The organism is Rhizobium sophoriradicis, from assembly GCF_025200795.1.
In the GTDB taxonomy this organism is placed as follows: Bacteria; Pseudomonadota; Alphaproteobacteria; order Rhizobiales; family Rhizobiaceae; genus Rhizobium; species Rhizobium sophoriradicis.
In genome coordinates this window covers 331733-356818 of record NZ_CP104153.1, presented here as the reverse complement: position 1 = coordinate 356818, position 25086 = coordinate 331733, and the positions used below count along the sequence as shown (strand labels likewise).

Sequence of the window (25086 nt, the reverse complement as noted above, 5' to 3'; positions counted from 1 at the left end):
GCTGCCTTTGCAAGCGCCTCAGCCGAGGTCAACGCGAGCCTTGCGCCATGCCTCGTAGCGCTCCAGGGTGTCCTGATTGGGTGGGTAGACGCCGAGTGTCGGCTTGCCGGATTCAATCTCAAGCTTCAGGAACTCCTCCTGCTCCTCCATCGCGACGGCCTCGTCGGCGATTTCGCTCACATATTCCCGAGGAATGATGATGACGGCTTCGCTGTCTCCGAAAACGATGTCATCCGGATAGACGGCAACGCCGCCGCAGGCAATCGGCTGGTTCATATCCGACGCGTGGTGGGCGACCAGATTGGCGGGCGCCGCAGGACCGAGGCAATAGGTGGGAAGCCCGAGCTGGGCGATATCGGCGGTGTCGCGAACGCCTCCGTCGAGCACGAGACCGGCGCAGCCGCGATAGACAAGCCGACGAGCCAGCACCGCGCCGATGCCTGCGATCTCGGCTATCGAGCGGCAGTCGAACACCAGGACGTGGCCGTCCGGGATCGTATCGATCGCCTTGCGCTGCTGGTTGGACGGATCGGAACTGTAGGTCGAGCCGTCGATATCCTCACGCGCTGGAATATAACGGACGGTGACGGCCGGACCGACCATCGGTTTTTCGGCCGCAGCGAGCGGCCGCACGCCGCGAACAGCGGTATTCCTGAGCCCCCGCTTCAGCAGCAAACTGCTGAGACTCGCCGAATTCGTCCGCAAAAGCTTTGCATAAATCAATGGGTCTAAAGCGGTCATGAGATCTTCCTCTTGTCAGGCGGAAGATCTACCACAATGAGACTCTAGTTCAATAGAGAATATCTCTATTCTTATTTGGATATAGGGTGCACTCCGTTGATCGATTTCGTCAGCGTGCCGGCCGCCTCCAAGACCTCGCGCTTGATCAATCGAGCCCGATCCGGCGTCGCCTCCCCAATAAAGGGTACGCTGACGGTGGCGATCAGAGCGCCTCGATCATCGAATACCGGCGCGGCGAAAGCACGCAAGCCGAGATTGGATTCCTGATTGTCCTCAGCATATCCGTTGCGGCGAATCTCAACGAGGGTCTCTTTCAGTGCCTCCGGATCCGTGATCGTATAGGGTGTCTTGGCCTCCAGTCCGCCGGCGCAGTAGGCTTCGGCTTCACCGTATTCCGCATAGGCCAGAGCAAGCTTGCCGGCTGCCCCAACATGTTTGCGCGAGCGCCCTCCAACCTTGATAAACAAAGCATAATCACCAGGACTGGAAGCGGCAAATATCGTCATCATTTCATGCCCCTCGGGCACGGCCAGCTTGAAGGATTCCATTATCCGCTCCGCCGCCGCCGCAAGAATTGGCCTTGCCGCCTCGATGAGCGTCACCCGATCGGCACCGGGCGATATCCGCCGGGCAAGCTCGACGAATTTCGGCCCCAGTTCGTAGGAGGCTCCGCCATTGACCCGCGCGACCAGGCCGTGCGCAGTGAGCGAATTCAGAATGCGGTAGACCGTCGAGCGGGGCACACGCAGCTGATCGACCAGAGCGCCAAGGGAAATGCCCGTTTTCGCATCGGCCACCGCCTCAAGCAGATGCGCCGTCTTTTCCACCACCGGAGAACCATGCTTCGGTTCATTCATGAAATTTGTATTCCATTAGAGAATTAATCTTCTTGACTTGCCTGGCATTGACAACCATCTTGTCCACCGCAAGTGTCGTATTTGACACTACGCCCTTGCGGGAGGAAGTAAAGCCGATAGAGCGCCGAACAGATCCTGCGCAGCCGGAACGGCTGCCGCGAATTGGATGCCGGCGCGCGCGGCTGGAACGGGAGGAGGCTTTCATGGCGATAAGGACTATCCACGCATTAGGCATCGGGTTGGCAATCTCCTTGGCGGCGAGCGTCGCAATGCCCGCCTACGCTGCCGAGGACAAGCTGACGGTTGTGGTGACGGACGAACCGAAGTCGCTGGATCCCTGCGACACCGATCTTTCGGGAAACTCCCGCATCCTGCACAACAATATCACTGAGGCGCTGGTCAACCTCAGCCCGCAGGACGGATCCGTCGTTCCAAGCCTTGCCACCGGCTGGCGACAGGTCGATGAGCTGACCTGGGAGTTCAAGCTGCGCGAGGGCGTGGCGTTCCATGACGGCAAGCCGTTCGATTCCGACGCAGTCGTCGCCGCCGTCAAGCGGGCTCAAGACCCGGTACTGGCATGCGAAGTCGGACTGGCCACCTTGAAGGGCGTCAAGCTCAACGCACAGGCCGCCGATCCGACGACCGTCCTCATCAAAACCGACGTCGTCGAACCGATCCTGCCGAACAAGATGTCTGCCGTCGACATTGGTTCACCGGCGACCCCGAACGACGGCAAGACGCGCAGCCCGGCCGGAACGGGGCCTTACAAGCTGGAAGCATGGACGCCAGGCCAGTCCGTAACGCTCACGGCCTATGACGGTTATTGGGGCGATAAGCCGGCGGTCAAAAACGCGACGATCATCTGGCGTGCCGAATCCGCCGTTCGTGCGGCAATGGTGGAGACCGGCGAAGCGCAGATCGCCTATGAGATCGCGCCGCAGGACGGCACGACCGAACAGGACCAGGCCTTTCCGAACGCCGAAACGTCGCTGTTGAGGATCGATGCCCAGGTCCCACCACTGAACGACAAACGCGTGCGCGAAGCGCTCAATCTCGCCATCGACCGGGACGGCCTCGTCGGAACCATTTTCCATGGGGACGCCCAGAAGGCGATGCAGGTCGTGCCGCCTTCGGTGTTCGGCTTCAATCCCGACATTCCCGTCTGGACCTATGATCCAGAAAAGGCGAAGTCGCTGCTTGCTGCAGCCAAGGCCGATGGCGTGCCGGTCGATAAGGAGATCGTCATCTACGGTCGCATCGGCATCTATCCCAACTCCTCCGAAAGCCTGGAGGCCGTTCAGGCGATGCTGGCGGATGCCGGTTTCAATGCGCGGCTTGAAATGCTCGAGACCAGCCCTTGGCTGAAACGGCTTCTGAAGCCGTGGGACAAGGATCGTCAGCCGTCCATCCTGCAGACGCAGATCGACAATGCCGAGGGAGACGCCGTGTTCACTCTGCCCAACCGCTTCACCACCGACGGCAATCAGGCGACAATTGCCGACCCCAAGCTCGACAAGCTGATCGCCGATGGTTCGAAGGCAACCGGCGACGAGCGCAGGAAGCTATTCCAGGAAGCATTCCGATACATCGCCGTCGATGCGGTCAATATCGCGCCGCTCTTCCACATGGTCTCGATTGCCCGCGTCGCAAAGGACGTGAACTACACCCCCGATGTGCAGGCCGGCAACGAGATCAAGCTGAAGTCGATCAGCTATCGCTGATCGTAACCTCTGTCGCCTGAGGAGAGCGGATGTCCCTCACCTATTTCCTGAGACGTGCAGCCTTCGCGGCGCTGGCGCTTGCGGCGCTGATGACGTCCGCCTTCTTCCTCGTGCGGCTGACGGGTGATCCCGTCAATCTCTACCTGCCTGTCGACGCCTCGGATGCCGCGCGCGAAGCCATGCGCGTCCGCCTTGGGCTCGATCGTTCGTTGCTCGCCCAGTTCTTGGATTGGGCCTGGGATATGCTCAGTCTCGATTTCGGGATGTCCCTCTGGCACCATCGCCCAGCCATGGAGGTGGTGCTGGAAGCGCTGCCGAACACCTTGGCGCTCGGCGCCATCGCCTTGGCACTCGCCTTTGCCGCCGCGATCGTCGTCGGCTCGATTGCGGCGGTGAATGCCGGCGGCTGGGTCGACCGGGGCGTCAATCTCCTGTCGCAGGCGGCCGCCAGCGTACCCGATTTCTGGCTCGGCCTGATGGGCGTGCTTCTGTTTGCGGTCACCTTCCGAATTCTGCCGACGTCAGGCTTCGGCGGTCCCGTCTACTGGGTGTTGCCGGTCGCCTGCCTGTTTGCCCGACCTTTCGGAACGCTGGTGCAGATCATCCGCGGCTCGATGATCGAAGCGCTGAACGCGACATTCGTCCGCACGGCCCGCGCCAACGGTGCCCGCGACGGACGCGTCACCTTCGTGCACGCCCTTCGCAACGCGCTCCTTCCGGCAGTCACGGTGACCGGCGATCTCGCCGCGCAGTTCGCCGGCGGCGGCGGTGTCGTCGAAGTGGTCTTCGGCTTTCCCGGCATCGGCAAACTTCTGATCGACGGCATCCTGAAACGCGATTTCGCGATCGTTCAGGCATCGATCTTTGCCGTCGCCGTCGTGATCTTCGTCATCAATATCCTGATCGACATGCTTTATGCCTCAATCGATCCGCGCGTGAGGGTCGAATGACCGACACATCCGCCGAGTTTCTCCCCGCCCGAGAGCACCGCGGCAGGCGCATCCTGTGGCTCATGCGGGCGCTTTCGGGTGACCCGATGGCGGTGGCGGCAACCATCTGGCTGTTGATTGTCATCCTTGCCATTGCCGCCGACAGCCTTTCACTCCTCGGCGAGAACCGCATCTCGCTCGAGGCACGCAACCTGCCGCCCTTCAGCTTCGGGCAATCCTGGACCTTGTGGCTGGGCGCCGATGCGCTCGGGCGCCCTCTCCTCGTCCGTCTCATCGAGGCGGCATCGACGACGATCGGGATCGCTCTCGTCACGGTATTGACGAGCCTCGCCGGTGGGACGCTGCTCGGCGTCGTCGCCGGCTATTTCGGCGGCTTCGTCGGCAGCCTTATCATGCGGATCTGCGACATTATCCTCGGCTTCCCGACGCTGCTGGTGGCCTTGTTCGGCCTCTATCTATTCGGCCCGAGCGTCAGCAATCTCGTGATCGTGCTCGCCGTGACCCGCATGCCGGCCTATATCCGCGTTGCAAGAGCCGAAACGCTGGAGGTCCGGGAGAGGCTTTTCGTCGATGCGGCGCGCGTCTTCGGCGGTGGACCAGCCTGGATCCTGCGCACGCACATTCTCCCGAGCGTCGCGCCGACAATGCTGACGCTCGCCTCCGTCAATCTTGCCATGGTCATGCTGTTCGAATCGGGGCTCAGCTATCTCGGACTTGGCATCCAGCCGCCTTCGGTAAGCTGGGGCCTGATGGTCGCGCAGGGCCAGGGCTACCTGTCCTCCGCCTGGTGGCTCAGCTTCTTCCCCGGCCTCGCCGTCATGTTCACCACCATGTCCTTCAACCTTCTCGCCAACTGGTTCCGGATCGTCAACGATCCGTCACAGCACTGGCGGCTTGTCAGCCGGAGGCGCTGATGGCCCTTCTCGACGTCAAGGACCTTCAGGTCAGCTTCGACACGGCTGCCGGCCGTATCCTCGCCCTCAACGGTGTTTCCTTCTCGCTTGAGCGCGGCGAGGTTCTGGCGCTCCTGGGAGAAAGCGGCTCGGGAAAGTCGGTGACCGCCTCGGCCATCATGGACCTCGTTCCCAACCCGCCCGGCGCGATCGACCGCGGCTCCATCCGCTTCGAGGGCACCGAGTTGCTGCAACTTCCGCGGAATGCGCGGCGTGATCTCTGCGGCGACCGCATCGCCCTAATCTTTCAGGACGCGCTGGCGTCGCTCAATCCGGTCTATCCAGTCGGCTGGCAGATCGCCGAGATGTTCCGCATCCATGGGCGCAAGCCGGAAGGCGGTGTCGAAAATGCGGTGATCGACCTGCTGACGGCGATCGGCATTCCCGACCCCGAACGGCGCGCCAGGCAATATCCGCACGAGTTTTCGGGCGGCATGCGCCAGCGCATCATGATCGCCATGGCCGTGGCGCTCGAACCTGATATCATCATTGCCGACGAGCCGACAACGGCGCTCGACGTTACGATTCAGGCGCAGGTGGTCGAGCTGCTCCGCACAATTCGCGAACGCAGCAATGCCGGCATGATCTTCATCACCCACGATCTCGGCGTGGTGGCCGAGCTCGCAGACCGTGTCGCGGTCATGTATGCCGGCCGCATCGTCGAAACCGCAAGTGTTTTCGAACTCTTCGCGGATGCCCGGCATCCTTACAGCGTCGGGCTGCTTGCTTCGCAGCCGCGTATCGACACCGACGAGGACGAACTGATCCCGATCCCCGGCTCGGCCCCCAATCCTGTCGCCCTGCCGTCCGGCTGTGCCTTCAGGACACGCTGTCCGCGCGCCGAGGGCGTCTGCGCCGAGCTGGCGCCTCGTCTTGAAACCGTCGGGCCAGGCCGCCAGGCCGCCTGCCACTTCCCGGTAGCGCCAGCATGAGCGAGCCTCTTCTCAAAGTGCAAAATCTCTCCCGGCATTTCGGTAGTGGAGCAACGGCTGTACGAGCCGTCGATGACGTCAGCTTCGACATCGCCCATGGAGAAACGCTCGGCCTCGTCGGCGAAAGCGGATGCGGCAAGACCTCGCTGGTACGCACACTCCTGAAGCTCGGGCCGGCAACGAGCGGCAGCGTCCTGCTCGACGGCGTCGAGATCACTCAGGCGAGCGGCCGCCAGTTGCATGATCTGCGCCGAAAGATGCAGGTCGTCTTCCAGGACCCCTACCAGTCGCTCAATCCGCGCCTGCGGGTCGACCGATTGATCGCCGAACCCTGGGCGCTGCATCCCGACGTCCTGCCGAAGTCCCGGTGGCGAGAGGAGACGGTCAGGCTACTCGAATCCGTCGGATTGCGCGCCGAACATGCGGAGCGCTATCCCTCCGAATTTTCGGGAGGCCAGCGTCAGCGGCTCGGCATTGCGCGCGCCCTGACGCTTGATCCGACGCTCCTCGTCTGCGACGAGCCGGTCTCGGCCCTCGACGTCTCGGTCCAGGCTCAGGTCGTCAATCTGCTCGCCAGGCTGAGGCGCGAGCGCAATCTGGCGATGTTGTTCGTCGCCCATGACCTTGCCGTCGTGCGGCATGTCTCGGACCGGGTGATGGTCATGTATCTCGGCAAAATCATTGAAACAGGGCCGAAACAGTCGATCTTCAGCGCACCGGCTCATCCCTACACCCAAGCCCTGATGTCGGCAGTCCCGACACCGGATCCGCGGCTTCGCGGACAGCGCAACCGCATCGTGCTGAAAGGCGACCTGCCGAGCCCCGTCGATCCGCCGAGCGGATGCCGGTTTCGAACGCGCTGCTGGAAGGCGACATCGATCTGCGCGGAACAGGAGCCGGCCTTGAAGAACAGGACGGCAGCGCCGGGCCTGCTGACCGCCTGCCATCACGCCGATCCGGCTTTTTCCACGACCGCCGGCTGACTACCGGAGCACCCAGGCTTCTCTTGCGAGGAAGCCATGTCCACGCCGGTCACCGTAGCTGCAGAGCCAACGTGAGAAGCGCGGCGAAAACCATGAGGACGCCGTAAGGTATCTTCCGGCTTGCCCGGATTTCCTCGACGCGCATGAAAAAGGCGAGATGTGCAACGCGCAGCGGAACCGGTAGCCGCAGGACCAGCAGGGTCACGATGCCGAGGACGAGGAGCAAAAACGAAAACGGCAGCATTCCGTGCCATCCGACAAAAAGGCCGATCGGCAGGAAAAGCTTGGCGTCTCCTGCGCCAAACAGCCGGAACACCCACAGCACCACTCCAAGCATGAACATCAGTAGACCGGCCCCGACGTCGCCGCCAATTCCGCTCGAAGCAAAGAGTGCCGCGCCGACATCCTCGGAGCCAAGCATCACGGCCACGGCGCGCAGTGCATAAAGTGTCACGAGCGCAAGCACGATCGTGTTGGGGATTTTCCAGGTGCGGAAATCGGTCCAGGCCGCGTATAGAAAAAGTAATACTGATAGTGAGTTAATAAACACGGCCATTTGCGACATAGGAATCAACCTTTTGGGCTATGGTTATCTAGAACGTAACTTCGATTTTTCACGCAATTCCGGCGAATCAGCCGGTTTTTACCGCACGTCTTCGGACTTTCGTCTTAACCATAAGTATAAATCTCAATTCGTGCTGGTATAAAACATTTGACTAAATTAGAATTAACAGACTATTAATATTCCCAGTCGAAGAGGAGGTCTCAACGACACCGCGGCCGGGGGGATTTACGGCGCACAACTTACCTGGGAGGTAATTCTCGATGAAAGCATTTGTAAACAGCGTACGCGCTTTCGCGCGGGAAGAAGATGGGGTCGCACTCACGGAATACCTCATTCTGCTCGCCTTGCTGGTTGGCGGCGTGATCACGGCGGTGACGTTAGCCGGCACCAATCTGGCTGCTGTTTGGACGGCATGGGCAGGGTGGTTCACCACCGAACTGGCTGTCCCGGCCTGATATTGGCTCTCGAAGAAGCGAGGGGTTTTTGTTAACCCCTCTCTTCTAAATTAGCAGCAATGAATGGATGCGCTCCGTCCAGTGTAGCGAGTGACCGCGATGCGTTCTTCAACGATTTTAAGCCTCGTAATTGCATTTGTACTCGCCGCAGCAGCAGTTTTCGGGATGCGCGAGTATCTGTCCGATCAAAAGGCCCGGCTGCTGGCGATGAACGGCATGAAGGCGGAGGAACGGACGCTCGTCGTCGCCGCCAAGCCAATGCGCTTCGGCGACCGGATCCGATCCGAAAATCTCAGGGCTATTCCATGGCCCTCCAATGAAACACCCGCAGGCTCCTTCGTCAGCATCGAGACGGTCGTCGGCAACGATGCCCAGCCGCGTTATGCCATGGCCGCGATCGACCCTGGCGAGCCTGTGCTGTCGTCGAAAATCACCGGTACGGGCGAACGCGCCACGCTGTCGGCGGCGCTCGACCAGGGCATGAAGGCGGTCTCCATCCGCGTCAACGACGTGCTCGGCGTGGCTGGCTTCGTAAGGCCCTCCGATCGCGTCGACGTGCTTCTGACGCGGGTCGTGCGCGGACCGGCAGGCAACGATCAGACCTTCGTCGACGTGCTTCTGCAAGGCGTCAAGGTGCTGGCGGTGGACCAGACGGCAGACGAGCGCAAGGACGAGCCATCCGTCGTGAAGACCGTGACCTTCGAGGTCACGACCGATGAGGCCCAGCGCCTCACCCTCGGCTCCAGTATCGGCACGCTCTCGCTGGCGCTTCGCAATATTGCCTCCTCCTCTGTCGAGCAAACCCGGCCGATCACCGTCGCCGACCTCGGTGGCGGGGCCATGGCGACGGAATTAGGCAAGGACTTGGAAAAGAATAAGTTGCCAGAACCGGTAAAACAAGTGCAGATTGTGGAACAAAAGGTCGAGCCGGTGTTGCCGGTCGAGCCGAAGTGGGCGACAGTGGGTGTCTGGAACACGACGAAGCGCGAGGAGCACCGAGTCGGCCTGATCCAGTGATATTTAGGCGGCATGCCGCAACTGCGGCTAGCCGAATGAGGGGGCTAAAGCAGGCATGGCGAACGGCAAGAGAAGAATCGCAAGGACGAAAAGCCTTGCGGCACTAGCGGCAGTGTTTTCGGCCTGTGTGTGTTTAGGGCCGGGATTTGCGGGCTCCGCCAGCGCACAGGAAAAGTCCGTCACGCTCGGCAAATCGGTCCAGCATGTGACATTGCCTCCGAACGAGACGCTGACACTCAACACCGGCCAGCCGTTTGGCGATCTGGTCATCGGCAGTGCCGACATGATCGACGTGGTGCCGCTTTCCGACCGGTCGCTGTTCGTCCGCGGCAAGAAGATCGGCGCCACCAATATCTCGGTCTATGGCGACGACAAGTCGCTTCTCGGCGTCATCGACATCCGCGTCGCCAGCGATTTCAGCGAAGTCGCCTCCGCCATTCGCTCTGCCGCGCCCTCGGCTCGGGTCAGGGTGGTCAACTCCAACGATCGCATTCGCCTGGTAGGCGTGGTCCGGGACGGCATTGAATTGCAGCGGGTGCTGGAAATCGCCCAGTCCTATTCTGACCAGCCGGTGCTGAACCAGTTGCGCGTCAGTGACAGCCAGCAGGTGATGCTGGAGGTTCGTATCATCGAAGCCTCGCGCCAGACGGGTCGTGACCTCGGGATCGGGTGGTCCGGGTACGGCAACAACAACCGCATCGGCAAGGCAACGACCAGCCAGGGTATCACCGTGAACGACAACGGTGGCCTATCCCGTACTCTTCTTGACCCCAAGGGTGCGGCGACAGGTATGCTGCCCTTCGGCCAGTTGATCGCCAAAGTGCTGGAAATCTCGGGCGGCCACATCGACGTGGTCATCAACGCGCTCGAGCAGAAGGGATTGGTGCGCCGCCTGGCTCAGCCGAACCTGATCGCCATGAGCGGCTCTACCGCCAGCTTCCATGCCGGTGGTGAAGTGCCGATCCTGAAGACGACGAATAACGGCTCGACGGTGGCCACCGAGACGGACTATCGCCCCTTCGGTGTGCGCCTGACCTTCAAGCCGGTCGTGCTTGACGACGGCGTCATCAATCTGGAGATCGAGCCTGAAGTTTCCGAGCTTGATCCGTCGATCAACGTCAACGGCAATCCGGGTTTCATTTCGCGCGCTGCCAGCACCACGGTCGCGCTTCGCGACGGCCAGAGCTTTGCCATGGCAGGCCTGCTGCAGTCGATCAATGCCAAAGACATTCAGCAAATGCCGGGCCTCGGGCAGATACCGGTCCTCGGCGCACTGTTCCGCTCGACCAGTTTCCAAAAGAGGGAATCCGACCTCGTTATCGTCGTCACCCCGCACATCGTGCGACCGGCCCGGCCTGGTGAAGATCTCTACAGCCCGCTCGACCAGACGCGTTCATCCAACGACGTCGAGCTTTTTGCGCTCGGTGTCATGGAAGTCGACAAGGACATGCTCCGACGCTTTCGCAATGGCGTAGGTGTGACTGGGCCTTATGGTCATCGTCTTGACCTGAATCAGGGAGGCAAAGTCGTTGTTACAAAACGCTAAGCGGGTCCTTCTCGTCCTTGCCACTGCCGGCCTTGCTTCCGGCTGCGCCGACTACATGAATAATCGCGACTCGATCACCTTCGGGGTCGGCAACGCCGTGGAAGCAAACAAGGCCATCCATATCGAGGACCCGTTCCCGCCGGAAGCCAAGCGAACCCGAATCGCAAGCGACGGCAAGCTGATCCGCAGGGTGGTCACTCAGTATCAGAACGGCGGGCTTGGCGTTGTCCAGCCGTCGCCGGCCACGGGGGCTAATGGGGCGTCCAACGGGGCGACCGCCAGCCAGTAGCTGGCGAAAGGCATGAACGGCGGCAGCGCGCCGGAAGGGAAAATGCACAAAATGGGGTCGTCACGGCGGATAGCGCCGTGACGGGGGTATGCCAATGCTGAGCAGGGTTGTCAGACGGTTCTGGAACGATCATCGCGGCTATGTCATCGCCTTGACGCTCATCGCCATGCCAATGCTTCTCGGCTTTTCGCTGCTGATCATCGATGTCGGCCGCAGCAGCAACCTGCATACCGATCTCCAGAACGCCGTCGATGCGATGGCGCTGGCAGGAGCCCGTGAACTTGATGGGCGTGACGATGCCATTACCCGGGCGCAGACGGCGATCGAGAAAATCGCCAATAGCGCGGCTTTCTCCGCGGGCGGAACCGGCATGTCGCTCGGCTCGCATATATCAGTGACCTATGACGCCGGAAACGATGCCGGGAGCACGGTCACAGTGCTTTTTCTGAAGGACATCCCGGCCAACGACGACACGCCCATCCCCTCTTCGATGGAAACGACCGTGCCCAGCGAAGCTTCCTATGCCTGGGTCATCGCCAAGCCGCAGGCGATGCAGACGATCTTTCCGATCCCGGTTGGCTTCACCCGCGATACGATCAACATCGCTGCCGACGCCGTGGCAGTCTACCACGCCAGCGCCTGCGACGTGACGCCGATCTTCATCTGCAATCCGTTCGAGCCGGTCGGCAACACGAGTGAAAGCGCCAGCGAGGATGCAGCGACGGCCTTGCACACCAATTTTGCAGCCGGCAATCTCTATGGGCGACAGATCGAGCTTCACAGCACCGCGGCGTCCAATCCCGGTCCCGGCAATTTCGGGTTCCTCCGGACCCCCTTGGGCAATGGCGCATCCGTGCTGGCGGAGGCTCTTGCCACCGGCAATCCCGGTACCTGCTACACTCAGGACAGCCTCGATACGGAGACCGGCGCAAAGGCGGGACCTGTCGAGGACGGCGTAAATACGCGTTTCGGCTTTTACTCCTCATCGTTCAACAAGGCGAACGGAGATTATCGTTACCGGCCTGCGCAAAACATACGTTCGGCTCAGTCGATCAGCGGCAAGGGAAAGAAAAGCTGCGATGGCTACGATCCAGTCATGGTCGGAGATGTTGTCGGCGATGCGACCAAGGCTTTGCCGCTGGGCTACGGAGCGTCCATGACCTCGCTTGGTGGCGGCAAGATCAGCAGCGGCAACAATTGGCAGTACAACACCTATTGGAACGTCGCGCAGGGAACGACTGTGCCCTCGGTGAGCACGGTTCTCAGCAACTACTCCAGTTATCCCCCGCAGGCGACCGGAACACCGAGCCAACCCTCCGCCTACGATGTTTATCGTTACGAGCTTGCAACCCCGTCTTTCATCAGCCATGCCTCGGCCAATGGTGAGACCGGAACACCGGCAACGGGCGGCCAGTGCTATAGCGGCCCGGATCTTTCGAACTATACGGCGGCCGAATATGGTGACCGCCGCGAGATCTTCTCAGCCATTGTCAATTGCGGCTATGAAGCCTCGGTCGGCCATTTGAACGGTCACAAGGCCACGCGCGCCGTGGCCTTCGCGCGCATGTTCCTGACCAAGCCGGCGATAAAGGCCGCCGGCGAACGATACCTTTCCCTGGAGATGATCGACATCACCGGCAAGGGTGGCCGCGGTACGCTGGACGAATTCCTGCGGGAAGAAGCGGAGCTGGTCAGATGATGGCGCTCCGCAATTTTATCCGGCATCGGCTTTGCCTCGGCTTCTGGCGGCGGGAGGAAGGCGCAGTGCTTGCCGAAGCGCTGCTCGCAATCCCCTTTGTGACGCTCTTTGCGGCGGGGATACTGGAGTTCGGCGGCATCTTCTGGCAGCGCATGCAGATCGACGCAGGCTTGCGCGATGCCGGGCGTTACCTCTCGCGATGCCGACCGGCGTCGGGAACCTATGTGCCGACCTGCAATCAGGCGACTGCGAAGACGATCGCCTTTTACGGAACGCAAACACCCGCGGCAGACGCTAAACCCCGTGTCCCCGACTGGAAGGACCCTGCCGACATCACCATCGCTGCACCGGATGCGGACGGCAACATCACCCTTTCCACTGCTCACCTCTACAAGAGCTCGCCGGTGTTCGGCTTTCTGGGAATCGATGCCATCACCATCAGTTCCTTCCATGAAGAGAGATACATCGGATGGTGATCTCTAGGGCAATCAAGTCATTCTGGCAGGATAACAGTGGTGCCAGCCTCGTCGAAGCCTTGCTGACCTTTCCGATCGTCATCCTGGTATTCGCTGCCTTCATCGAGTTCGGCTATGCCATGTCGCAGTGGAACCAGACGGTCAAGGCCCTGCAATATGGTGCCCGTTTGGCCGCGGTATCCGATCCGCTGACAACGAATTTCGATGCCGTTTTCCCGATCGAAGCTGCCGATCCGCTCAACAACGGCAAAGCGGCGCCGAACGATGCAACAATATCCTCGACCTGCGGACCGGCCCTTGCCAACTGCACGGCAGCGTTGAATCGGATTGTTCGGGGAAGCGATGGCCTCTGCCAAGCAGGAACTGATCCTTACCCCGGCATTTGCGATCTCAACTGGCGCATCCAGCCGCAGAACCTGATGGTCACCTATCAGCGATCTGGGCTCGGCTACTGGGGGCGGCCGGACGGGCCTGTGCTGACGATGCGGCTGGAGGTGCGTGACATCACCTTCGATCTGCCGATCCTCGGCGGGCTGTTGGGACTGAACGACGTCACCATCCCGGCCCATCCGGTGACGATCACGACAGAAGACCTGAAGACCTGCTCAACCTGCTGACTCCTTTTATTACGCGTAGGAAAGCGAAATGACAGCTCACATGAACATTGCCGCATCCACCAAGATCCTGGTTCTCTCCGACGACGCGGCCGCAGCGAGCTTCATGCTCGATACGTTCGGGTCGCTTTCGCGTTACGATGTCCGCCATCTGGCACTGAAGGCGCTCGGAGAAAAGGGCAAGTTCGATCCGACGAAGTTCGATCTGATCGTTCTCGACGTCGACAAGGGCGAATTGCTGCAGCGTCCGGAGCTCTTCGCGTTTCGCACCAGCTACCGGGATATCCCCCTGGTCGTCGTATCCGAAGATCTGCCGGACGACATGCTGCGGCTGCTCTTCCGCCTGAACGGCAACGACTGGCTGAAGAAGCCGCTCGAGCGCCGCGCACTGATCGACATGATTTCGACCCATGCGCCAGGCACGGGGGCGAGCGACAGCCGGGTTCATGCTGTGGTCTCAGCCGTCGGCGGCGCCGGGGCCAGCATGATCGCCTCATCGCTCGCGCATGTGCTGGCCCAGCCGACCAAGAATTCCACGCCGCGGGTAGACTTGTTCGACACGGATTTTTGCGCCGGGACGCTTGGCTACTATCTCAACCTTGTCAACGACTACGACTTGAAACCAGTCATTGCCAATCCTTCACGGGTCGATCTGGAATTCATCGATCTGGTCAGAAAGCGTCATTCGGGAGGCTTTTCACTGCTGTCCTTCAAGCAGCCATCCGTCCTTCTGGCGCCGAAGGGCGGTGAACTCGTGCTGCGTATGCTCGACGTGGCCGCCTTCGAGAGCGACCACACGATCATCGACATTCCCTATTATGACACGCCGTGGAAATACGATGTACTCACTTCCGTCAACAGCATCTGCATCGTCACCGAGATGACGGTTCCCGCGCTCTCTCAAGCCAAGGACTTGTTTGCCAATCTGGTACGGCTGCGAGGCAGTTCGGATCAGATATTCATCGTCATCAACAAATATCGCGCCAAGCTCTTCGGCCTCGGCGTGCGCCGACAACAAACGGAGAAGATTTTCAAGGATATCCCGACGCATGTCATTGGCGATGACTGGGATACCTTGAGCGAGGCGGCTAACCGCGGCGTGCTGCCATTTCAAGTGAATTCGCGGGCGCGCTTCTGCGCCGCGGTCGGTAAACTCGGAGCACTGGTGCGATGAAGGCGGCCACCAGTGGGCGCCTAAGGTCCCGCGTCGCCCATGCCAGCCTTGTGGTTTTGGCAATTCTGGCCGCCGCCGGGGATGCCGCGTCAACCGGGCTTGTGCCACGAAGCCTTGGGCCGACGACAAGTGCCGTGGTGGCGATCGAAAAGAACTATGCGGCTGGGACAATCGTGATCGTCACCGCCAACCGCACGCTGGATCTCGTCATCTCCCAAGGACGCGCGATCCGCTACAGAATCGGCGTCGGACGAGACGGATTTCGCTGGAGCGGTACCGTCAAGGTTGGACGCAAGGCTGAGTGGCCTGACTGGCGCCCGCCTGCCGAGATGAAGGCGCGCTCAGCCGGACTTCCGGACCTGGTGCCTGCCGGGCCGCTCAATCCATTGGGCGCTCGCGGGATCTATCTCTACAAGGACAGGACCGACACGCTCTACCGCATTCATGGAACGAACGAGCAGTCGACGGTCGGCGGTTTCGCGTCATCCGGCTGTTTTCGCATGAGCAATGCCGACGTCATCGATCTCTATGAGAGGGTGAAAGTCGGTTCCACGGTTATTGTAAAATAGTACAGGAGTGGGAAGCATGGCGAACGGCATCATGGGGCGTTTCTACAAGCAGCAGGAGCCTGAAAGCCCGAAACATCAGGAGGCGGCCGAACTGTCTCTGGTCGGCGCTGTTCAGAACATGCCTGCCCAACCGGCCTCTGATAGCCCCACGGCGAGTGGCGAAGAGGCGTCGCTCGGGGCGGACATGGTTTCCGAGCGGGTCAATCTGCACCGCTATCTGCTCGATCGCATCAACCTCGGGATCCTCGACACGCTCGACAACGAGGAGATCGCCACCGAAATCCGGCCATTGGTCAAGGACTATATCCGGAATAACAACTTTCCGCTGAATGCCAAGGAAATCAATGACCTGATCCGCGATATCACCGACGAGATGCTCGGGCTCGGACCGATCGAGCCGCTGCTGGCCGACGATACCATCGCAGATATTCTCATCAACGGCTACAACAGCGTCTATGTCGAGCGGAGCGGCAAGCTCGAGAGCACCGCCGTGCGGTTCAAAGACGAGGACCATCTGCTCCGGGTGATCAACAAGATCGTTTCGGCGGTCGGCCGCCGCGTCGACGAGTCAACGCCGATGGTTGACGCTCGACTCAAGGATGGCTCACGTGTCAACGTCGCCATCAGGCCGATCTCGGTCGATGGGCCGCTTGTTTCCATTCGTAAATTCACGCGCAAGCCGCTGACAATGGAGCGCCTCGTGCAATATGGCGCCATGGCCGATGCGATGCGCATCCTTCTCAGCGCCGCGGTCAAGGGCAAGGTGTCCATGGTGATCTCAGGCGGCACCGGTTCTGGCAAGACCACCTTGCTCAATGCTCTCTCGTCGCAGATTTCTCCAAAGGAGCGCCTGATCACCATCGAGGATGCGGCCGAGCTTCAACTGCAGCAGCCACATGTCGGACGTTTGGAAACCCGACCGCCAACACTCGACGGACGCAACGAGATCCGGCAGCGCGAGCTTTTGAAAAACGCCCTGCGCATGCGCCCTGACCGCATCATCGTCGGTGAAGTTCGTGGCGACGAGGCGTTCGATATGCTGCAGGCGATGAATACCGGTCACGAGGGGTCGATGACGACGATTCACGCCAACACGCCCCGCGACGCTGTCGGTCGGCTTGAGCAGATGGTCGGCATGGCCGGGATGCCGATGTCGCAGTTGAGCATTCGCTCGCAGATCTCGTCCGCCATCACCGTTATCGTGCAGGTCCAACGCCTGAGCGACGGCAGCCGCAAAGTTGTCTCGATCTCCGAGATCACCGGCATGGAGGGCGAAGTCGTGCAGATGCAGGAGATCATGAAATTCAAAAAAATCGGCACCGATGAAGGCGGTCGGATCCATGGAGAATTCCGCGCCACCGGCATCCGGCCGCGGTTCGTCGAGGAATTTGCCGAACTCGGGATCGAGATTCCCGTAGCGATTTTTGATCCCGGTAAACCGCTGCAAACGGGACCAGTTCAATGACCACCCTCACCCTGCTTTACGCGGCCGTTTTCACCGCTGCCCTCGTTGCTGTCGAAGCGATCATGCGCGGCTACTTCAAGACATCCGAACGCCACCGCGCTGTGAACCATCGGCTGAGCTTGCTCGAGGTCAGCGAGGATCATCGCAAGACCTATAGCGATATGCTCAAGGAGCGCGGTGTCGCCGGTAGTTGGCGGCAAGTCGCCATGATGCAGCGGCTGCTGCAGTTCTACGCCCAGTCGGGAATCAAATTCGATGCCAGGCGATTTGCGCTCTTCACGATCGCGGGCGCACTCTTGACGTGGCTGGTCGTGCAGTTCCTCGTGCCGAGCACTCTGCTTAGAATACCCGTCTTTCTCCTGATCGGCCTCCTCGTCCCTGCACTCTTCGTCTGGCGCGCCCGGGCGCGCCGCATGAAGAAATTCGAACTGAAGCTTCCTGAAGCCCTCGATGTCGCCAACCGCAGCTTGGCCGCCGGCCACCCGCTGCCGGCGGCGATTGCTTTGGTGGGACGCGAGATGCCTGATCCGATCGGCACCGAGTTCGGCCTCCTCTCGGATGAACTCACCTACGGCGTGACGCTGGACGATGCCCTTGTCAACTTGGCTGACCGGGTCGGCGTCGAGGATCTGAACCTGCTTGCGATATCGCTGAGCGTACAGGCGGGAACCGGCGGAAATCTGGTGGAGATCTTGCAGAACCTTTCGAAGACGCTGCGGGACCGGACAATGCTCAGGGCAAAGGTCAGGGCGATTTCCTCGGAAGGACGCATCACGGCGATCTTCATGTCGGTCTATCCGTTTCTGCTCTACGCGATGATCAAGGCTTTGTCGCCGACCTACTTCGATCCCGTCTGGGACAGCGGCCACGGAACCGCCGTGGTGTGCGTTTTGCTGGCCATCATGGCGATCGGGAACGTCATTCTCTACAAGATGGTCAATTTCGAGTACTGAGGCGGTCATGTCGAGTGAGTATGGAATCTACCTCATCGTCTTCTTTGCAGTGCTGATATTTTCTGCTGCAGCCTCGGAATTGTTTTTTCGACGGCGCGAGGTTTCGGTTCGGGTGTCGAAAAGCTCGGCGGCGGCCGGCGAGGAATTCCACCTTGGCGATACGACGATTGCCGATCTCGGCGAGGCGGAAAACCGCCTGATCCGCCGTTATTTCGAAATTACGCGACGTGACACGAATGCAAACTCGACCCAGAACCGACTGATTCGAGCGGGGTATTTCGCTGCCGGCGCCGTGACCACCTTCCAGGTGATTAGGGCGGTGGTCTGTATCAGCGTGCTCGTCGCGGCGGTCTGGGCCTTAAACCGGATCGCGCCTGATATGTCGCAGATGGCGACCCTGATCGTTGCCATGTTTGCTGCGGGCATGACCTTCATTCTGGTCAACATCTATATCGACCGGCGTGGCGCCGCCAAGGAGAGGGAATACCGCCGCCTCTTTCCCGATTTCATGGATATGCTGATCGTCTGCCTCGATGCGGGGATGAGCATCGAGGCGGCGGCGAACCGTGTTGCCCGTGAATTCGTCGACAAGCAGCAGGACTTCGGCCTGCATCTGTCGATCATGATGCTGGAAGTGCGGGGTGGCCGGCGATTGCGCGAGGCGCTCGCCAACCTTGCCACCCGCCTGAGGATTGACGAGGCCCGGGCCCTTTCCGTTCTGTTCCGCCAATCGGAGGAGCTCGGGACAAGCGTAACCCAGACGCTGCGGGTCTACAGCAAGGAAATGCGCGACCTGCGTATTGTTCGCGCAGAGGAAAAGGCGAACGCTCTGCCGGTCAAGATGCTGCTGCCGCTCGGCGCGTTCCTTTTTCCGGTAAGCCTCATCATCGTTCTCGTTCCCATTGTCATCCGTGTCGTCAGTCTTCTCATCGGAATGAAACCCGGCGGTTAAGCCAAGCGAGGTCGTATGCAGTATTCGCTCGAACAGCATCGTAATGATGACATCATTTCCCTCGATCCGCGTATGCCGATGGCGCCGGCAAGCATCGAACAAGCGGGACTGGATCCGTCGTTCCTGCTTCGGCTGGCGTCAAAATGTGCGGCCGAGCAGGATACAACCACGGCATCTCATCTGGCCGAGCGGATGAAACTGCCGAAAGTGATCGTCAATATCCTGATCAAGGAACTGGTGAAACTCGCCTATCTCGAGGCTCGCGGCTTGGCTGGTGAGGATGTGCGATCCGATGTTCGATATGCGCTGTCGATGAAGGGGTTCGAATATGCCCACGCGGCGTCGCGTCAATGCCAATATGTCGGACCGGCTCCAGTGTCGCTGGACGCCTTCTGCCGACAAATCGACTTGCAGTCCATCCATTCCGAGCGCGTGACTTCGGAGCGGCTGACCGAAAGTCTTGACGGGCTGGTGCTCTCAGACGCGCTTGTCGAAAAGCTCGGCCCGGCCCTGAACTCCGGGCGCTCGATCCTGCTTTACGGGCCACCCGGCAACGGAAAGACGAGCATCGCCGAGCGGACGTCGCACCTGTTTCGCCAAACCATCTGGGTGCCCTATGCCATCGAGGTCGGCGGCCATGTCATCAGTTTCTATGATGAGGCAGTGCATCACCCCGTATCGGAGGCTGGCACAGAATCCCGTCCGAAAGGCGATCAACGATGGATCGAATGCCGCCGTCCGGTGATCAAGACAGGTGGGGAATTGACCCTCGACCAGCTCGATCTCACCTTCAACGCAGGGCCAAATGTCTATGAGGCGCCCATACACTTAAAGGCGTCCGGCGGCGTTTTCATCATCGACGACTTCGGGCGGCAACAAGTGGCGCCGCAGGCGCTCATCAATCGCTGGATCGTGCCGCTCGAGCGCGGATACGACTTCCTGACGCTGCACACCGGCAAGAAATTCAAGGTTCCCTTTGACGAGTTGGTCGTATTTTCGACGAATATCGCACCGAAGGACCTTTCCGACGAGGCGGGCTTGCGGCGCCTCAAATACAAGATCTTTGTCAACACTCCGTCGCGCGACGAATATATCAGAATTTTCAGATCGTATGCGAGCAGCACCGGTTTGGTTGTCCGTGATCCAGACCTGAACCTGTTTTATGATCGCAAGTACAAAGGCGATGTGCTAGCGTCTTGCTATCATCCGAAATATCTTCTGGATTTCGTCGATTCTTATTGCGAGTTCAACAGCATAGACAGAATCGCATCGCTCGATATGCTCGAGCGGGCGTGGGAAGGTGTATTTACGTCGGAATGATTGCGGACCTTGCGCAGAGCACGGCATCCTGATTCTATCTAGTTAAACGACTACGGGGGAGTAAACCCATGACCAGCATCCCGAGCATCGACGGCGAAGTCAGCGGCGCGAGACCAGGCAATACGCGAGCAATTGAGCCGAGAGCCTCAAGAAGCCCGGTTGTCGTCGGTCTGCTCCTTATGCTCTTGCCCGTGAATGCCGGCGTTCTCATCTATACTGCCAAAAACTCAGCGGATGTTCGCGAGAGCCGCGAGAGCATCGCAGCGCTTAAAAGGTCCATTGATGGTCTGAGAGGACAAATGGAAAAGCAGTCGGACAAGATCGCGAGCAACGCCAAGGCCGACGAGCTTGCACTTATCCGTCAGGACATGCAAAACCTACAAAGGGCGATACTTTCGACGAATGAACGGATGCGTAACGACATAAGCGGTGCACGCATGGGTTCAGCTTTGGTCCTGAGCGCGCCCGGCAAGGAACCCGGACAGTTTTTTGCACCCCGTGCCGCGCCGGCAGATACTCAAACTCCGGATAGCACTCTTGCGTCCATCGAAGCTGGGGGCATTCCGATCAATAGCCTGCCGCGTTACGAACGCACACTGTCGCCAGAAGGCCAGCTCATCCTTCGGAAGGCTCGATAACCAACGACTTCAGCGAAATCACCAACGCGATGGCGGGGCTCGGCCAAGCGACGCCTTTATGCGGGCGATCGGCGCAAAGCGCTCTATCTCCACGCAGTTGTTAATCGTTGAAGGGCCTATCCCCGCTGAGGGTGATTCACGCTGTTCTTCATCAATTCGAGATTGCGGGCGGTGACTTCGTTTCCGGGATCGAGCTCATAGGCTTTCAGGAAATAGCGTCTGGCATTGCGCAAGTCACCGCGTAACAGGTGAGAATATCCGACATTGTTGTAGTAGACCGGGGTATTGCCGATCATTCGCGAGAGCTGCTGGTAGGCGCGGTCGGAGGTATCAAAGCGGGCAACCATGTCGGCCGAGGCTGCCAGGCCTAGCCAGGCTGCCGGATCCTGCGGAAAAACGTCAACCGCTCGCTTATAAATGGCGTAGGATTTTCCGTAGTTCTTTTCCTGAAACTGCAGTTTGCCGTTGGTGATCAACTCGTCGTTCTTATAGAAGGCAACGGCTGAGTCATCCTCAAGAGTCTTTGCACTATCGCCGTAAGCAGCGAGACCATCAACGCCGGATGACTGGCAACCGGCTAGAATCGCGCCGGCCGCTATCAAAAACGCGATGCATTTAGTCCCAGCTCTGATCTGCAACATTGGCAATTTGATCCCCCATCAGACATTCTTACCTGAGATTCGGATGCGTTCACCGAAAATCATCGTAAAAAAAAGCTAACAACTCAAGAATTTGAGCAACTAGTCGCAAAAAAACGACAGATGCCGTCTTCGCCGGAACGCGCCAAGATGATAAACGCCAACCATTCAAGGTTGGTATCATGCGTTCGGTGATTCTCAGAGTAGAAAATTAATCGACTTCGCCTACCCTGTTCGTCGGGTCAAAGGATGGAACGCCTATGCGGATCGCTATTTTCACGCTGATGCGACTTGGGCCATCACTGGCCTACGCGATAGCATCGATCTTTATCCTCAGCATGCTGCTCTTGGAAAGCTACCCCTCGAGCGGCTCCGCCTGGTGGCTGCATATGACAATTCTTCCTGTCATGCGCGAGCCGATCTATCTGCTTTTGGCGGTACCCGGCATTGGAATTTGGAGCGCCATGGTCCTGTTGATGCTTGCATCGATTTTCGGTATTCGAGTGGCTTTGCAGCCGCAACGACACTACCGGTCAGGATTCATCCATGCCCATATAGCGCTGATCGCGACCGGTCTGACGATGGGGCCGGCAGCAGTTGCGCAAGCCGGTCTTTCCGACTTTGCGATTCCTCAGCTTCAGCGAGGCGACTGGTCGTTCCTGCCGCTATCCTACTCACCGCTCGGGACCTTCCTTTTTATATCCGTGTTTTCGGCCTGCATCTGCTGCCATTTAAGAATCATCAAGCGCACACTGTCCGCGTGATAGAAAGGGGCGAACCGCCCCTGCTCAATAACAATCCGTAGTGTCTCGGCGTTCTCGCTTGTTCGTTAACATGAGACGCCTCTTTCTTTCTCTTTGTGATTTCCGACATACATTAAATATCATGTACGTTCCGCAGATTGTCACGCGGGGATTAAGGTGTTGGCGATGGCAACCGCCAATCTTCACTTTATTGTTTTTGCTGCTCTCAGCTTGGGGCTTCGTCGCACCGTCGGCGTCTGACCGCGCTTCTGTCGTTCTCAAGGTGAACGGCGCCATCGGGCCCGCGATAGCTGACTACGTCATACGAGGCATTCAGCATGCTGGCGAACGTGGAACGGTCCTGATCATTCTGCAAATGGACACACCTGGTGGCCTTGACAGCTCCATGCGGGACATCATTCGGGCGATCCTTGCCTCGCCGGTGCCTGTCGCGAGCTTCGTCGCGCCAAGCGGAGCACGGGCTGCCAGCGCCGGCACCTATATTCTCTACGCAAGCCACATTGCGGTCATGGCGCCTGGGACCAATTTAGGGGCGGCGACACCAATCGCGATCAGCGTAAAGCCTTTCGGCGGTGATGAGGACCCCGAAAAGAAGCCGAACGAACCTGGTGGCAAGCAGGCAGAAGCTCCAGGCCATGCCCGCGAAGCAAAAGCCATTAACGACGCAGTCGCTTACATTCGCGGGCTTGCGGAATTGCGCAATCGCAACGCCGACTGGGCAGAACGTGCTGTCCGTGAAGCTGCGAGCCTTTCATCCACTGCGGCAGAGCGCGAACATGCCATCGATTTCACGGCAGTTGATGTCACCGATCTCCTTGCAAAGGCACAAGGGCACGTGGTGCGAGTCGGCCAATCGGAGGTCCGACTCGATACCGCCGGTTCGGCCGTGCGGGAATTCGAGCCTGACTGGCGCACGCGCCTGCTTTCCGTCATCACCGATCCGAACATCGCAATCATCCTGATGATGGTCGGCATCTATGGCCTGATCTTCGAATTTCTCGCACCTGGGACAATGCTTCCTGGCACGATCGGCGGCATCTGCCTTCTGCTTGGTCTCTATGCCCTGGCATTGCTGCCGGTGAGTTTTGCCGCCCTCGGGCTTATTTTCCTCGGCGTGGGATTGACTGTGGCTGAGGCGCATTCGCCAAGCTTCGGCGCTTTGGGCATCGGCGGCGGGGTAGCCGTGATCCTGGGTGCAACCATTTTGTTTGATCCCGATATACCCGGCCTGGAAGTGTCGCGCCCCCTACTGGTCGCAATTGCATTTGCAACGCTTGCCTTCAGCCTTGTCGTTGCTCGCCTGGCATTCACCTCGCGCTTGCGCCAGGTTGCCACCGGTGCAGAGGAGATGATTGGCATTTCCGGAAAAGTCGAGAGTTGGACGGGGCTCACGGGGTACGTCATTGCGCATGGTGAACGCTGGAAGGCGGTTTCCGCCGAACCCCTTGTTGCTGGTGACCCTGTTCGCGTGACCGGCCGCAATGGGCTGGCGCTCGAGGTCGCCAGCCGTCCAAAGGACGCTTAACGGCGCTCAGGAAGCAGGAGCAGGAGTCATGGATATGTTTGCAGATCTTGCCTTCTATTTGGTGGTCATTGTCATTTTGGTCGCCATCCTCGCATCCGCGGTTAAGATCCTGAGGGAATATGAGCGCGGCGTCGTGTTCACACTCGGCCGCTTTACCGGAGTCAAGGGACCCGGCTTGATTCTGCTCATCCCCTATGTCCAGCAGATGATCAGAGTCGACCTGCGCACGCGTGTACTCGACGTCCCTAGCCAAGACGTCATCTCACATGACAATGTCTCGGTTCGTGTCAGCGCGGTGATCTATTTCAGGGTTATTGACCCCGAAAGGTCGACAATACAGGTCGAGGATTTCATGATGGCAACAAGCCAGCTTGCCCAGACAACGTTGCGCTCCGTGCTCGGCAAGCACGACCTCGATGAAATGCTGGCCGAACGTGACAGGCTCAACTCGGATATTCAGGAAATCCTTGACACTCAGACGGATGCTTGGGGAATTAAAGTAGCCACTGTCGAGATCAAACATGTTGACATCAACGAGTCGATGATTCGTGCGATTGCCCGCCAAGCGGAAGCCGAACGGGAACGCCGCGCAAAGGTTATCAATGCCGAGGGCGAACAGCAAGCTGCAGCGAAGCTACTGGAAGCGGCCGAAATTCTGTCTAAGCAGCCGGAGGCAATGCAACTTCGTTACTTGAGCACTTTGAACGTCATCGCCAGCGAGAAGACTTCGACAATTTTATTTCCCTTCCCGATGGAGTTGGGCAATCTGATGGCCATTAAGCCCAAGTGACTGAACGGCACTGGCGTTGATTGATCCAGGCGTGGATTTCAACGTCGGAGCAAAAATCAGGCCACGCCCAAGAGAAATAGGCGGCTACAGTTTGCTCTGAGGAGACTCCGGACGGCGTAGCCCAGGGGTCTGGGCGCGGCGATTTTCGAGTGGGTTTCAGCCGGTCTTTCGCGCGCGGCTTTGCGGGAGACGATAGTTGTCGCCATTCATCTGGAGGATATTGACCTGGTGGATATGAACGAACAGCGCACCGGTCGGACGCTCGGACCCCAGTGTTTTCGCGCGTGCTGGGGCTGAAAGCCCGCGGCCTCAAGGGTATCGAATTCGTCGTCTCCGACGATCATGCCGGCCTCGTCGCGGCGATCGGCGAAGTCATTCCGGAAGCCGCCTGGCAGCGCTGCTACGTGCACTTCCTGCGCAATGCGCTCGACCACCTGCCGCGCAAGCACGGCGACGATTGCCTGCAGGAACTGCGATGGATCTACGACCGGCGTGACATC

Annotated in this window: 26 protein-coding genes and 2 pseudogenes; 23 read left to right on the top strand and 5 right to left on the bottom strand. The window is 59.6% G+C overall.

The window, feature by feature from the left end; genetic code table 11:
- Positions 1-18: 18 nt before the first annotated feature.
- A complete protein-coding gene (locus N2597_RS23685) occupies positions 19-741 on the bottom strand; it encodes an RraA family protein (protein WP_106796242.1) in 723 nt (240 codons plus the stop codon).
- Positions 742-812: 71 nt separating this feature from the next.
- Positions 813-1598, bottom strand: a complete 786-nt coding sequence (locus tag N2597_RS23680; RefSeq protein WP_183595769.1) for an IclR family transcriptional regulator — start codon at positions 1596-1598, stop codon at positions 813-815.
- A gap of 203 nt (positions 1599-1801) precedes the next feature.
- Between N2597_RS23680 and N2597_RS23675 the strand changes: the two genes are divergently transcribed.
- From N2597_RS23675 to N2597_RS23655, 5 genes are read left to right on the top strand one after another with little or no spacing between them, the layout of a single operon-like run.
- Entirely contained in the window at positions 1802-3319 is a 1518-nt protein-coding gene (locus N2597_RS23675; RefSeq protein ID WP_183595767.1) for an ABC transporter substrate-binding protein, read from the top strand.
- A 29-nt stretch (positions 3320-3348) separates the two neighbouring features.
- A complete protein-coding gene (locus tag N2597_RS23670; protein ID WP_183595765.1) occupies positions 3349-4269 on the top strand; it encodes an ABC transporter permease in 921 nt (306 codons plus the stop codon).
- Positions 4266-5183 carry an ABC transporter permease gene (locus N2597_RS23665; protein WP_183595763.1) on the top strand — a complete coding sequence of 306 codons (918 nt, stop codon included), beginning with the start codon at positions 4266-4268 and terminating at the stop codon, positions 5181-5183. The genes N2597_RS23670 and N2597_RS23665 overlap by 4 nt, the downstream gene beginning before the upstream one ends.
- Entirely contained in the window at positions 5183-6154 is a 972-nt protein-coding gene (locus N2597_RS23660) for an ABC transporter ATP-binding protein (RefSeq protein WP_183595761.1), read from the top strand. The genes N2597_RS23665 and N2597_RS23660 overlap by 1 nt, the downstream gene beginning before the upstream one ends.
- Positions 6151-7137 carry an ABC transporter ATP-binding protein gene (locus tag N2597_RS23655; protein ID WP_183595759.1) on the top strand — a complete coding sequence of 329 codons (987 nt, stop codon included), beginning with the start codon at positions 6151-6153 and terminating at the stop codon, positions 7135-7137. Before N2597_RS23660 ends, N2597_RS23655 begins: the two co-directional genes overlap by 4 nt.
- Positions 7138-7186: 49 nt before the next feature.
- On the opposite strand, the gene N2597_RS23650 is transcribed toward N2597_RS23655, so the two are convergent.
- Complete coding sequence (locus N2597_RS23650) at positions 7187-7702, bottom strand: prepilin peptidase (RefSeq protein WP_096769153.1); 516 nt, start codon at positions 7700-7702, stop codon at positions 7187-7189.
- 260 nt (positions 7703-7962) lie between these two features.
- Here N2597_RS23650 and N2597_RS23645 point away from each other — a divergent pair, with 260 nt between their 5' ends.
- From N2597_RS23645 to N2597_RS23580, 14 genes are all read left to right on the top strand, one after another.
- Positions 7963-8157 (top strand): Flp family type IVb pilin, encoded by a 195-nt coding sequence (locus N2597_RS23645; RefSeq protein ID WP_040112809.1) that lies wholly within the window; start codon positions 7963-7965, stop codon positions 8155-8157.
- A gap of 99 nt (positions 8158-8256) precedes the next feature.
- Complete coding sequence (gene cpaB, locus N2597_RS23640) at positions 8257-9174, top strand: Flp pilus assembly protein CpaB (protein WP_040112808.1); 918 nt, start codon at positions 8257-8259, stop codon at positions 9172-9174.
- 55 nt (positions 9175-9229) lie between these two features.
- Positions 9230-10720, top strand: coding sequence for a type II and III secretion system protein family protein (locus tag N2597_RS23635; protein WP_183595757.1), 1491 nt, complete (start codon positions 9230-9232; stop codon positions 10718-10720).
- On the top strand, positions 10704-11009 hold the full coding sequence (locus tag N2597_RS23630; protein ID WP_183595755.1) for a hypothetical protein: 306 nt from the start codon (positions 10704-10706) through the stop codon (positions 11007-11009). The genes N2597_RS23635 and N2597_RS23630 overlap by 17 nt, the downstream gene beginning before the upstream one ends.
- Before the next feature lie 94 nt (positions 11010-11103).
- A complete protein-coding gene (locus N2597_RS23625; protein WP_183595752.1) occupies positions 11104-12708 on the top strand; it encodes a TadE/TadG family type IV pilus assembly protein in 1605 nt (534 codons plus the stop codon).
- Positions 12705-13184, top strand: a complete 480-nt coding sequence (locus tag N2597_RS23620; protein WP_040112804.1) for a TadE/TadG family type IV pilus assembly protein — start codon at positions 12705-12707, stop codon at positions 13182-13184. Before N2597_RS23625 ends, N2597_RS23620 begins: the two co-directional genes overlap by 4 nt.
- Complete coding sequence (locus N2597_RS23615; RefSeq protein WP_096764744.1) at positions 13178-13801, top strand: TadE/TadG family type IV pilus assembly protein; 624 nt, start codon at positions 13178-13180, stop codon at positions 13799-13801. The genes N2597_RS23620 and N2597_RS23615 overlap by 7 nt, the downstream gene beginning before the upstream one ends.
- Positions 13802-13829: 28 nt before the next feature.
- Entirely contained in the window at positions 13830-14972 is a 1143-nt protein-coding gene (locus tag N2597_RS23610; protein WP_040112802.1) for a response regulator/pilus assembly protein, read from the top strand.
- On the top strand, positions 14969-15541 hold the full coding sequence (locus tag N2597_RS23605; protein ID WP_183595750.1) for a L,D-transpeptidase: 573 nt from the start codon (positions 14969-14971) through the stop codon (positions 15539-15541). Before N2597_RS23610 ends, N2597_RS23605 begins: the two co-directional genes overlap by 4 nt.
- Before the next feature lie 16 nt (positions 15542-15557).
- On the top strand, positions 15558-17006 hold the full coding sequence (locus tag N2597_RS23600; protein ID WP_040112800.1) for a TadA family conjugal transfer-associated ATPase: 1449 nt from the start codon (positions 15558-15560) through the stop codon (positions 17004-17006).
- Complete coding sequence (locus tag N2597_RS23595; RefSeq protein WP_096764741.1) at positions 17003-17959, top strand: type II secretion system F family protein; 957 nt, start codon at positions 17003-17005, stop codon at positions 17957-17959. Before N2597_RS23600 ends, N2597_RS23595 begins: the two co-directional genes overlap by 4 nt.
- Positions 17960-17966: 7 nt before the next feature.
- Positions 17967-18911: a type II secretion system F family protein gene (locus N2597_RS23590; RefSeq protein ID WP_096764740.1), complete on the top strand. Its 945-nt coding sequence runs from the start codon at positions 17967-17969 to the stop codon at positions 18909-18911.
- Positions 18912-18926: 15 nt separating this feature from the next.
- Complete coding sequence (locus N2597_RS23585; protein ID WP_096764739.1) at positions 18927-20231, top strand: DUF8689 domain-containing protein; 1305 nt, start codon at positions 18927-18929, stop codon at positions 20229-20231.
- Between the two features lie 68 nt (positions 20232-20299).
- On the top strand, positions 20300-20869 hold the full coding sequence (locus tag N2597_RS23580; protein ID WP_183595748.1) for a hypothetical protein: 570 nt from the start codon (positions 20300-20302) through the stop codon (positions 20867-20869).
- 116 nt (positions 20870-20985) lie between these two features.
- Here the strand turns inward: N2597_RS23580 and N2597_RS23575 are convergent, their stop codons facing one another.
- Positions 20986-21510, bottom strand: coding sequence for a tetratricopeptide repeat protein (locus N2597_RS23575; RefSeq protein WP_096764737.1), 525 nt, complete (start codon positions 21508-21510; stop codon positions 20986-20988).
- A gap of 257 nt (positions 21511-21767) precedes the next feature.
- On the opposite strand from N2597_RS23575, the gene N2597_RS23570 reads away from it, so the two are divergent.
- The 3 genes from N2597_RS23570 (at position 21768) to N2597_RS23560 (ending at position 24586) form a co-directional block, all read left to right on the top strand.
- Positions 21768-22271 (top strand): hypothetical protein, encoded by a 504-nt coding sequence (locus N2597_RS23570; RefSeq protein WP_183595746.1) that lies wholly within the window; start codon positions 21768-21770, stop codon positions 22269-22271.
- A gap of 121 nt (positions 22272-22392) precedes the next feature.
- Positions 22393-23796, top strand: coding sequence for an NfeD family protein (locus N2597_RS23565; protein ID WP_183596235.1), 1404 nt, complete (start codon positions 22393-22395; stop codon positions 23794-23796).
- 28 nt (positions 23797-23824) lie between these two features.
- Positions 23825-24586: a slipin family protein gene (locus N2597_RS23560; RefSeq protein ID WP_183595744.1), complete on the top strand. Its 762-nt coding sequence runs from the start codon at positions 23825-23827 to the stop codon at positions 24584-24586.
- A 156-nt stretch (positions 24587-24742) separates the two neighbouring features.
- On the opposite strand, the pseudogene N2597_RS33860 reads toward N2597_RS23560, so the two are convergent.
- Positions 24743-24865, bottom strand: a pseudogene (locus N2597_RS33860) (AAA family ATPase); the annotation flags it as partial.
- 14 nt (positions 24866-24879) lie between these two features.
- Here N2597_RS33860 and N2597_RS23550 point away from each other — a divergent pair.
- A pseudogene (locus tag N2597_RS23550) lies at positions 24880-25086 on the top strand (transposase); the annotation flags it as partial.

What these genes read in the sequence shown, in the direction of transcription:
- N2597_RS23685 (WP_106796242.1), bottom strand. Translation starts at nt 741, where the DNA reads ATGACCGCTTTAGACCCATTGATTTATGCAAAGCTTTTGCGGACGAAT.
- N2597_RS23680 (WP_183595769.1), bottom strand. Translation starts at nt 1,598, where the DNA reads ATGAATGAACCGAAGCATGGTTCTCCGGTGGTGGAAAAGACGGCGCAT.
- N2597_RS23675 (WP_183595767.1), top strand. Translation starts at nt 1,802, where the DNA reads ATGGCGATAAGGACTATCCACGCATTAGGCATCGGGTTGGCAATCTCC.
- N2597_RS23670 (WP_183595765.1), top strand. Translation starts at nt 3,349, where the DNA reads ATGTCCCTCACCTATTTCCTGAGACGTGCAGCCTTCGCGGCGCTGGCG.
- N2597_RS23665 (WP_183595763.1), top strand. Translation starts at nt 4,266, where the DNA reads ATGACCGACACATCCGCCGAGTTTCTCCCCGCCCGAGAGCACCGCGGC.
- N2597_RS23660 (WP_183595761.1), top strand. Translation starts at nt 5,183, where the DNA reads ATGGCCCTTCTCGACGTCAAGGACCTTCAGGTCAGCTTCGACACGGCT.
- N2597_RS23655 (WP_183595759.1), top strand. Translation starts at nt 6,151, where the DNA reads ATGAGCGAGCCTCTTCTCAAAGTGCAAAATCTCTCCCGGCATTTCGGT.
- N2597_RS23650 (WP_096769153.1), bottom strand. Translation starts at nt 7,702, where the DNA reads ATGTCGCAAATGGCCGTGTTTATTAACTCACTATCAGTATTACTTTTT.
- N2597_RS23645 (WP_040112809.1), top strand. Translation starts at nt 7,963, where the DNA reads ATGAAAGCATTTGTAAACAGCGTACGCGCTTTCGCGCGGGAAGAAGAT.
- cpaB (WP_040112808.1), top strand. Translation starts at nt 8,257, where the DNA reads ATGCGTTCTTCAACGATTTTAAGCCTCGTAATTGCATTTGTACTCGCC.
- N2597_RS23635 (WP_183595757.1), top strand. Translation starts at nt 9,230, where the DNA reads ATGGCGAACGGCAAGAGAAGAATCGCAAGGACGAAAAGCCTTGCGGCA.
- N2597_RS23625 (WP_183595752.1), top strand. Translation starts at nt 11,104, where the DNA reads ATGCTGAGCAGGGTTGTCAGACGGTTCTGGAACGATCATCGCGGCTAT.
- N2597_RS23620 (WP_040112804.1), top strand. Translation starts at nt 12,705, where the DNA reads ATGATGGCGCTCCGCAATTTTATCCGGCATCGGCTTTGCCTCGGCTTC.
- N2597_RS23615 (WP_096764744.1), top strand. Translation starts at nt 13,178, where the DNA reads ATGGTGATCTCTAGGGCAATCAAGTCATTCTGGCAGGATAACAGTGGT.
- N2597_RS23610 (WP_040112802.1), top strand. Translation starts at nt 13,830, where the DNA reads ATGACAGCTCACATGAACATTGCCGCATCCACCAAGATCCTGGTTCTC.
- N2597_RS23605 (WP_183595750.1), top strand. Translation starts at nt 14,969, where the DNA reads ATGAAGGCGGCCACCAGTGGGCGCCTAAGGTCCCGCGTCGCCCATGCC.
- N2597_RS23600 (WP_040112800.1), top strand. Translation starts at nt 15,558, where the DNA reads ATGGCGAACGGCATCATGGGGCGTTTCTACAAGCAGCAGGAGCCTGAA.
- N2597_RS23595 (WP_096764741.1), top strand. Translation starts at nt 17,003, where the DNA reads ATGACCACCCTCACCCTGCTTTACGCGGCCGTTTTCACCGCTGCCCTC.
- N2597_RS23590 (WP_096764740.1), top strand. Translation starts at nt 17,967, where the DNA reads ATGTCGAGTGAGTATGGAATCTACCTCATCGTCTTCTTTGCAGTGCTG.
- N2597_RS23585 (WP_096764739.1), top strand. Translation starts at nt 18,927, where the DNA reads ATGCAGTATTCGCTCGAACAGCATCGTAATGATGACATCATTTCCCTC.
- N2597_RS23580 (WP_183595748.1), top strand. Translation starts at nt 20,300, where the DNA reads ATGACCAGCATCCCGAGCATCGACGGCGAAGTCAGCGGCGCGAGACCA.
- N2597_RS23575 (WP_096764737.1), bottom strand. Translation starts at nt 21,510, where the DNA reads ATGTTGCAGATCAGAGCTGGGACTAAATGCATCGCGTTTTTGATAGCG.
- N2597_RS23570 (WP_183595746.1), top strand. Translation starts at nt 21,768, where the DNA reads ATGCGGATCGCTATTTTCACGCTGATGCGACTTGGGCCATCACTGGCC.
- N2597_RS23565 (WP_183596235.1), top strand. Translation starts at nt 22,393, where the DNA reads ATGTACGTTCCGCAGATTGTCACGCGGGGATTAAGGTGTTGGCGATGG.
- N2597_RS23560 (WP_183595744.1), top strand. Translation starts at nt 23,825, where the DNA reads ATGGATATGTTTGCAGATCTTGCCTTCTATTTGGTGGTCATTGTCATT.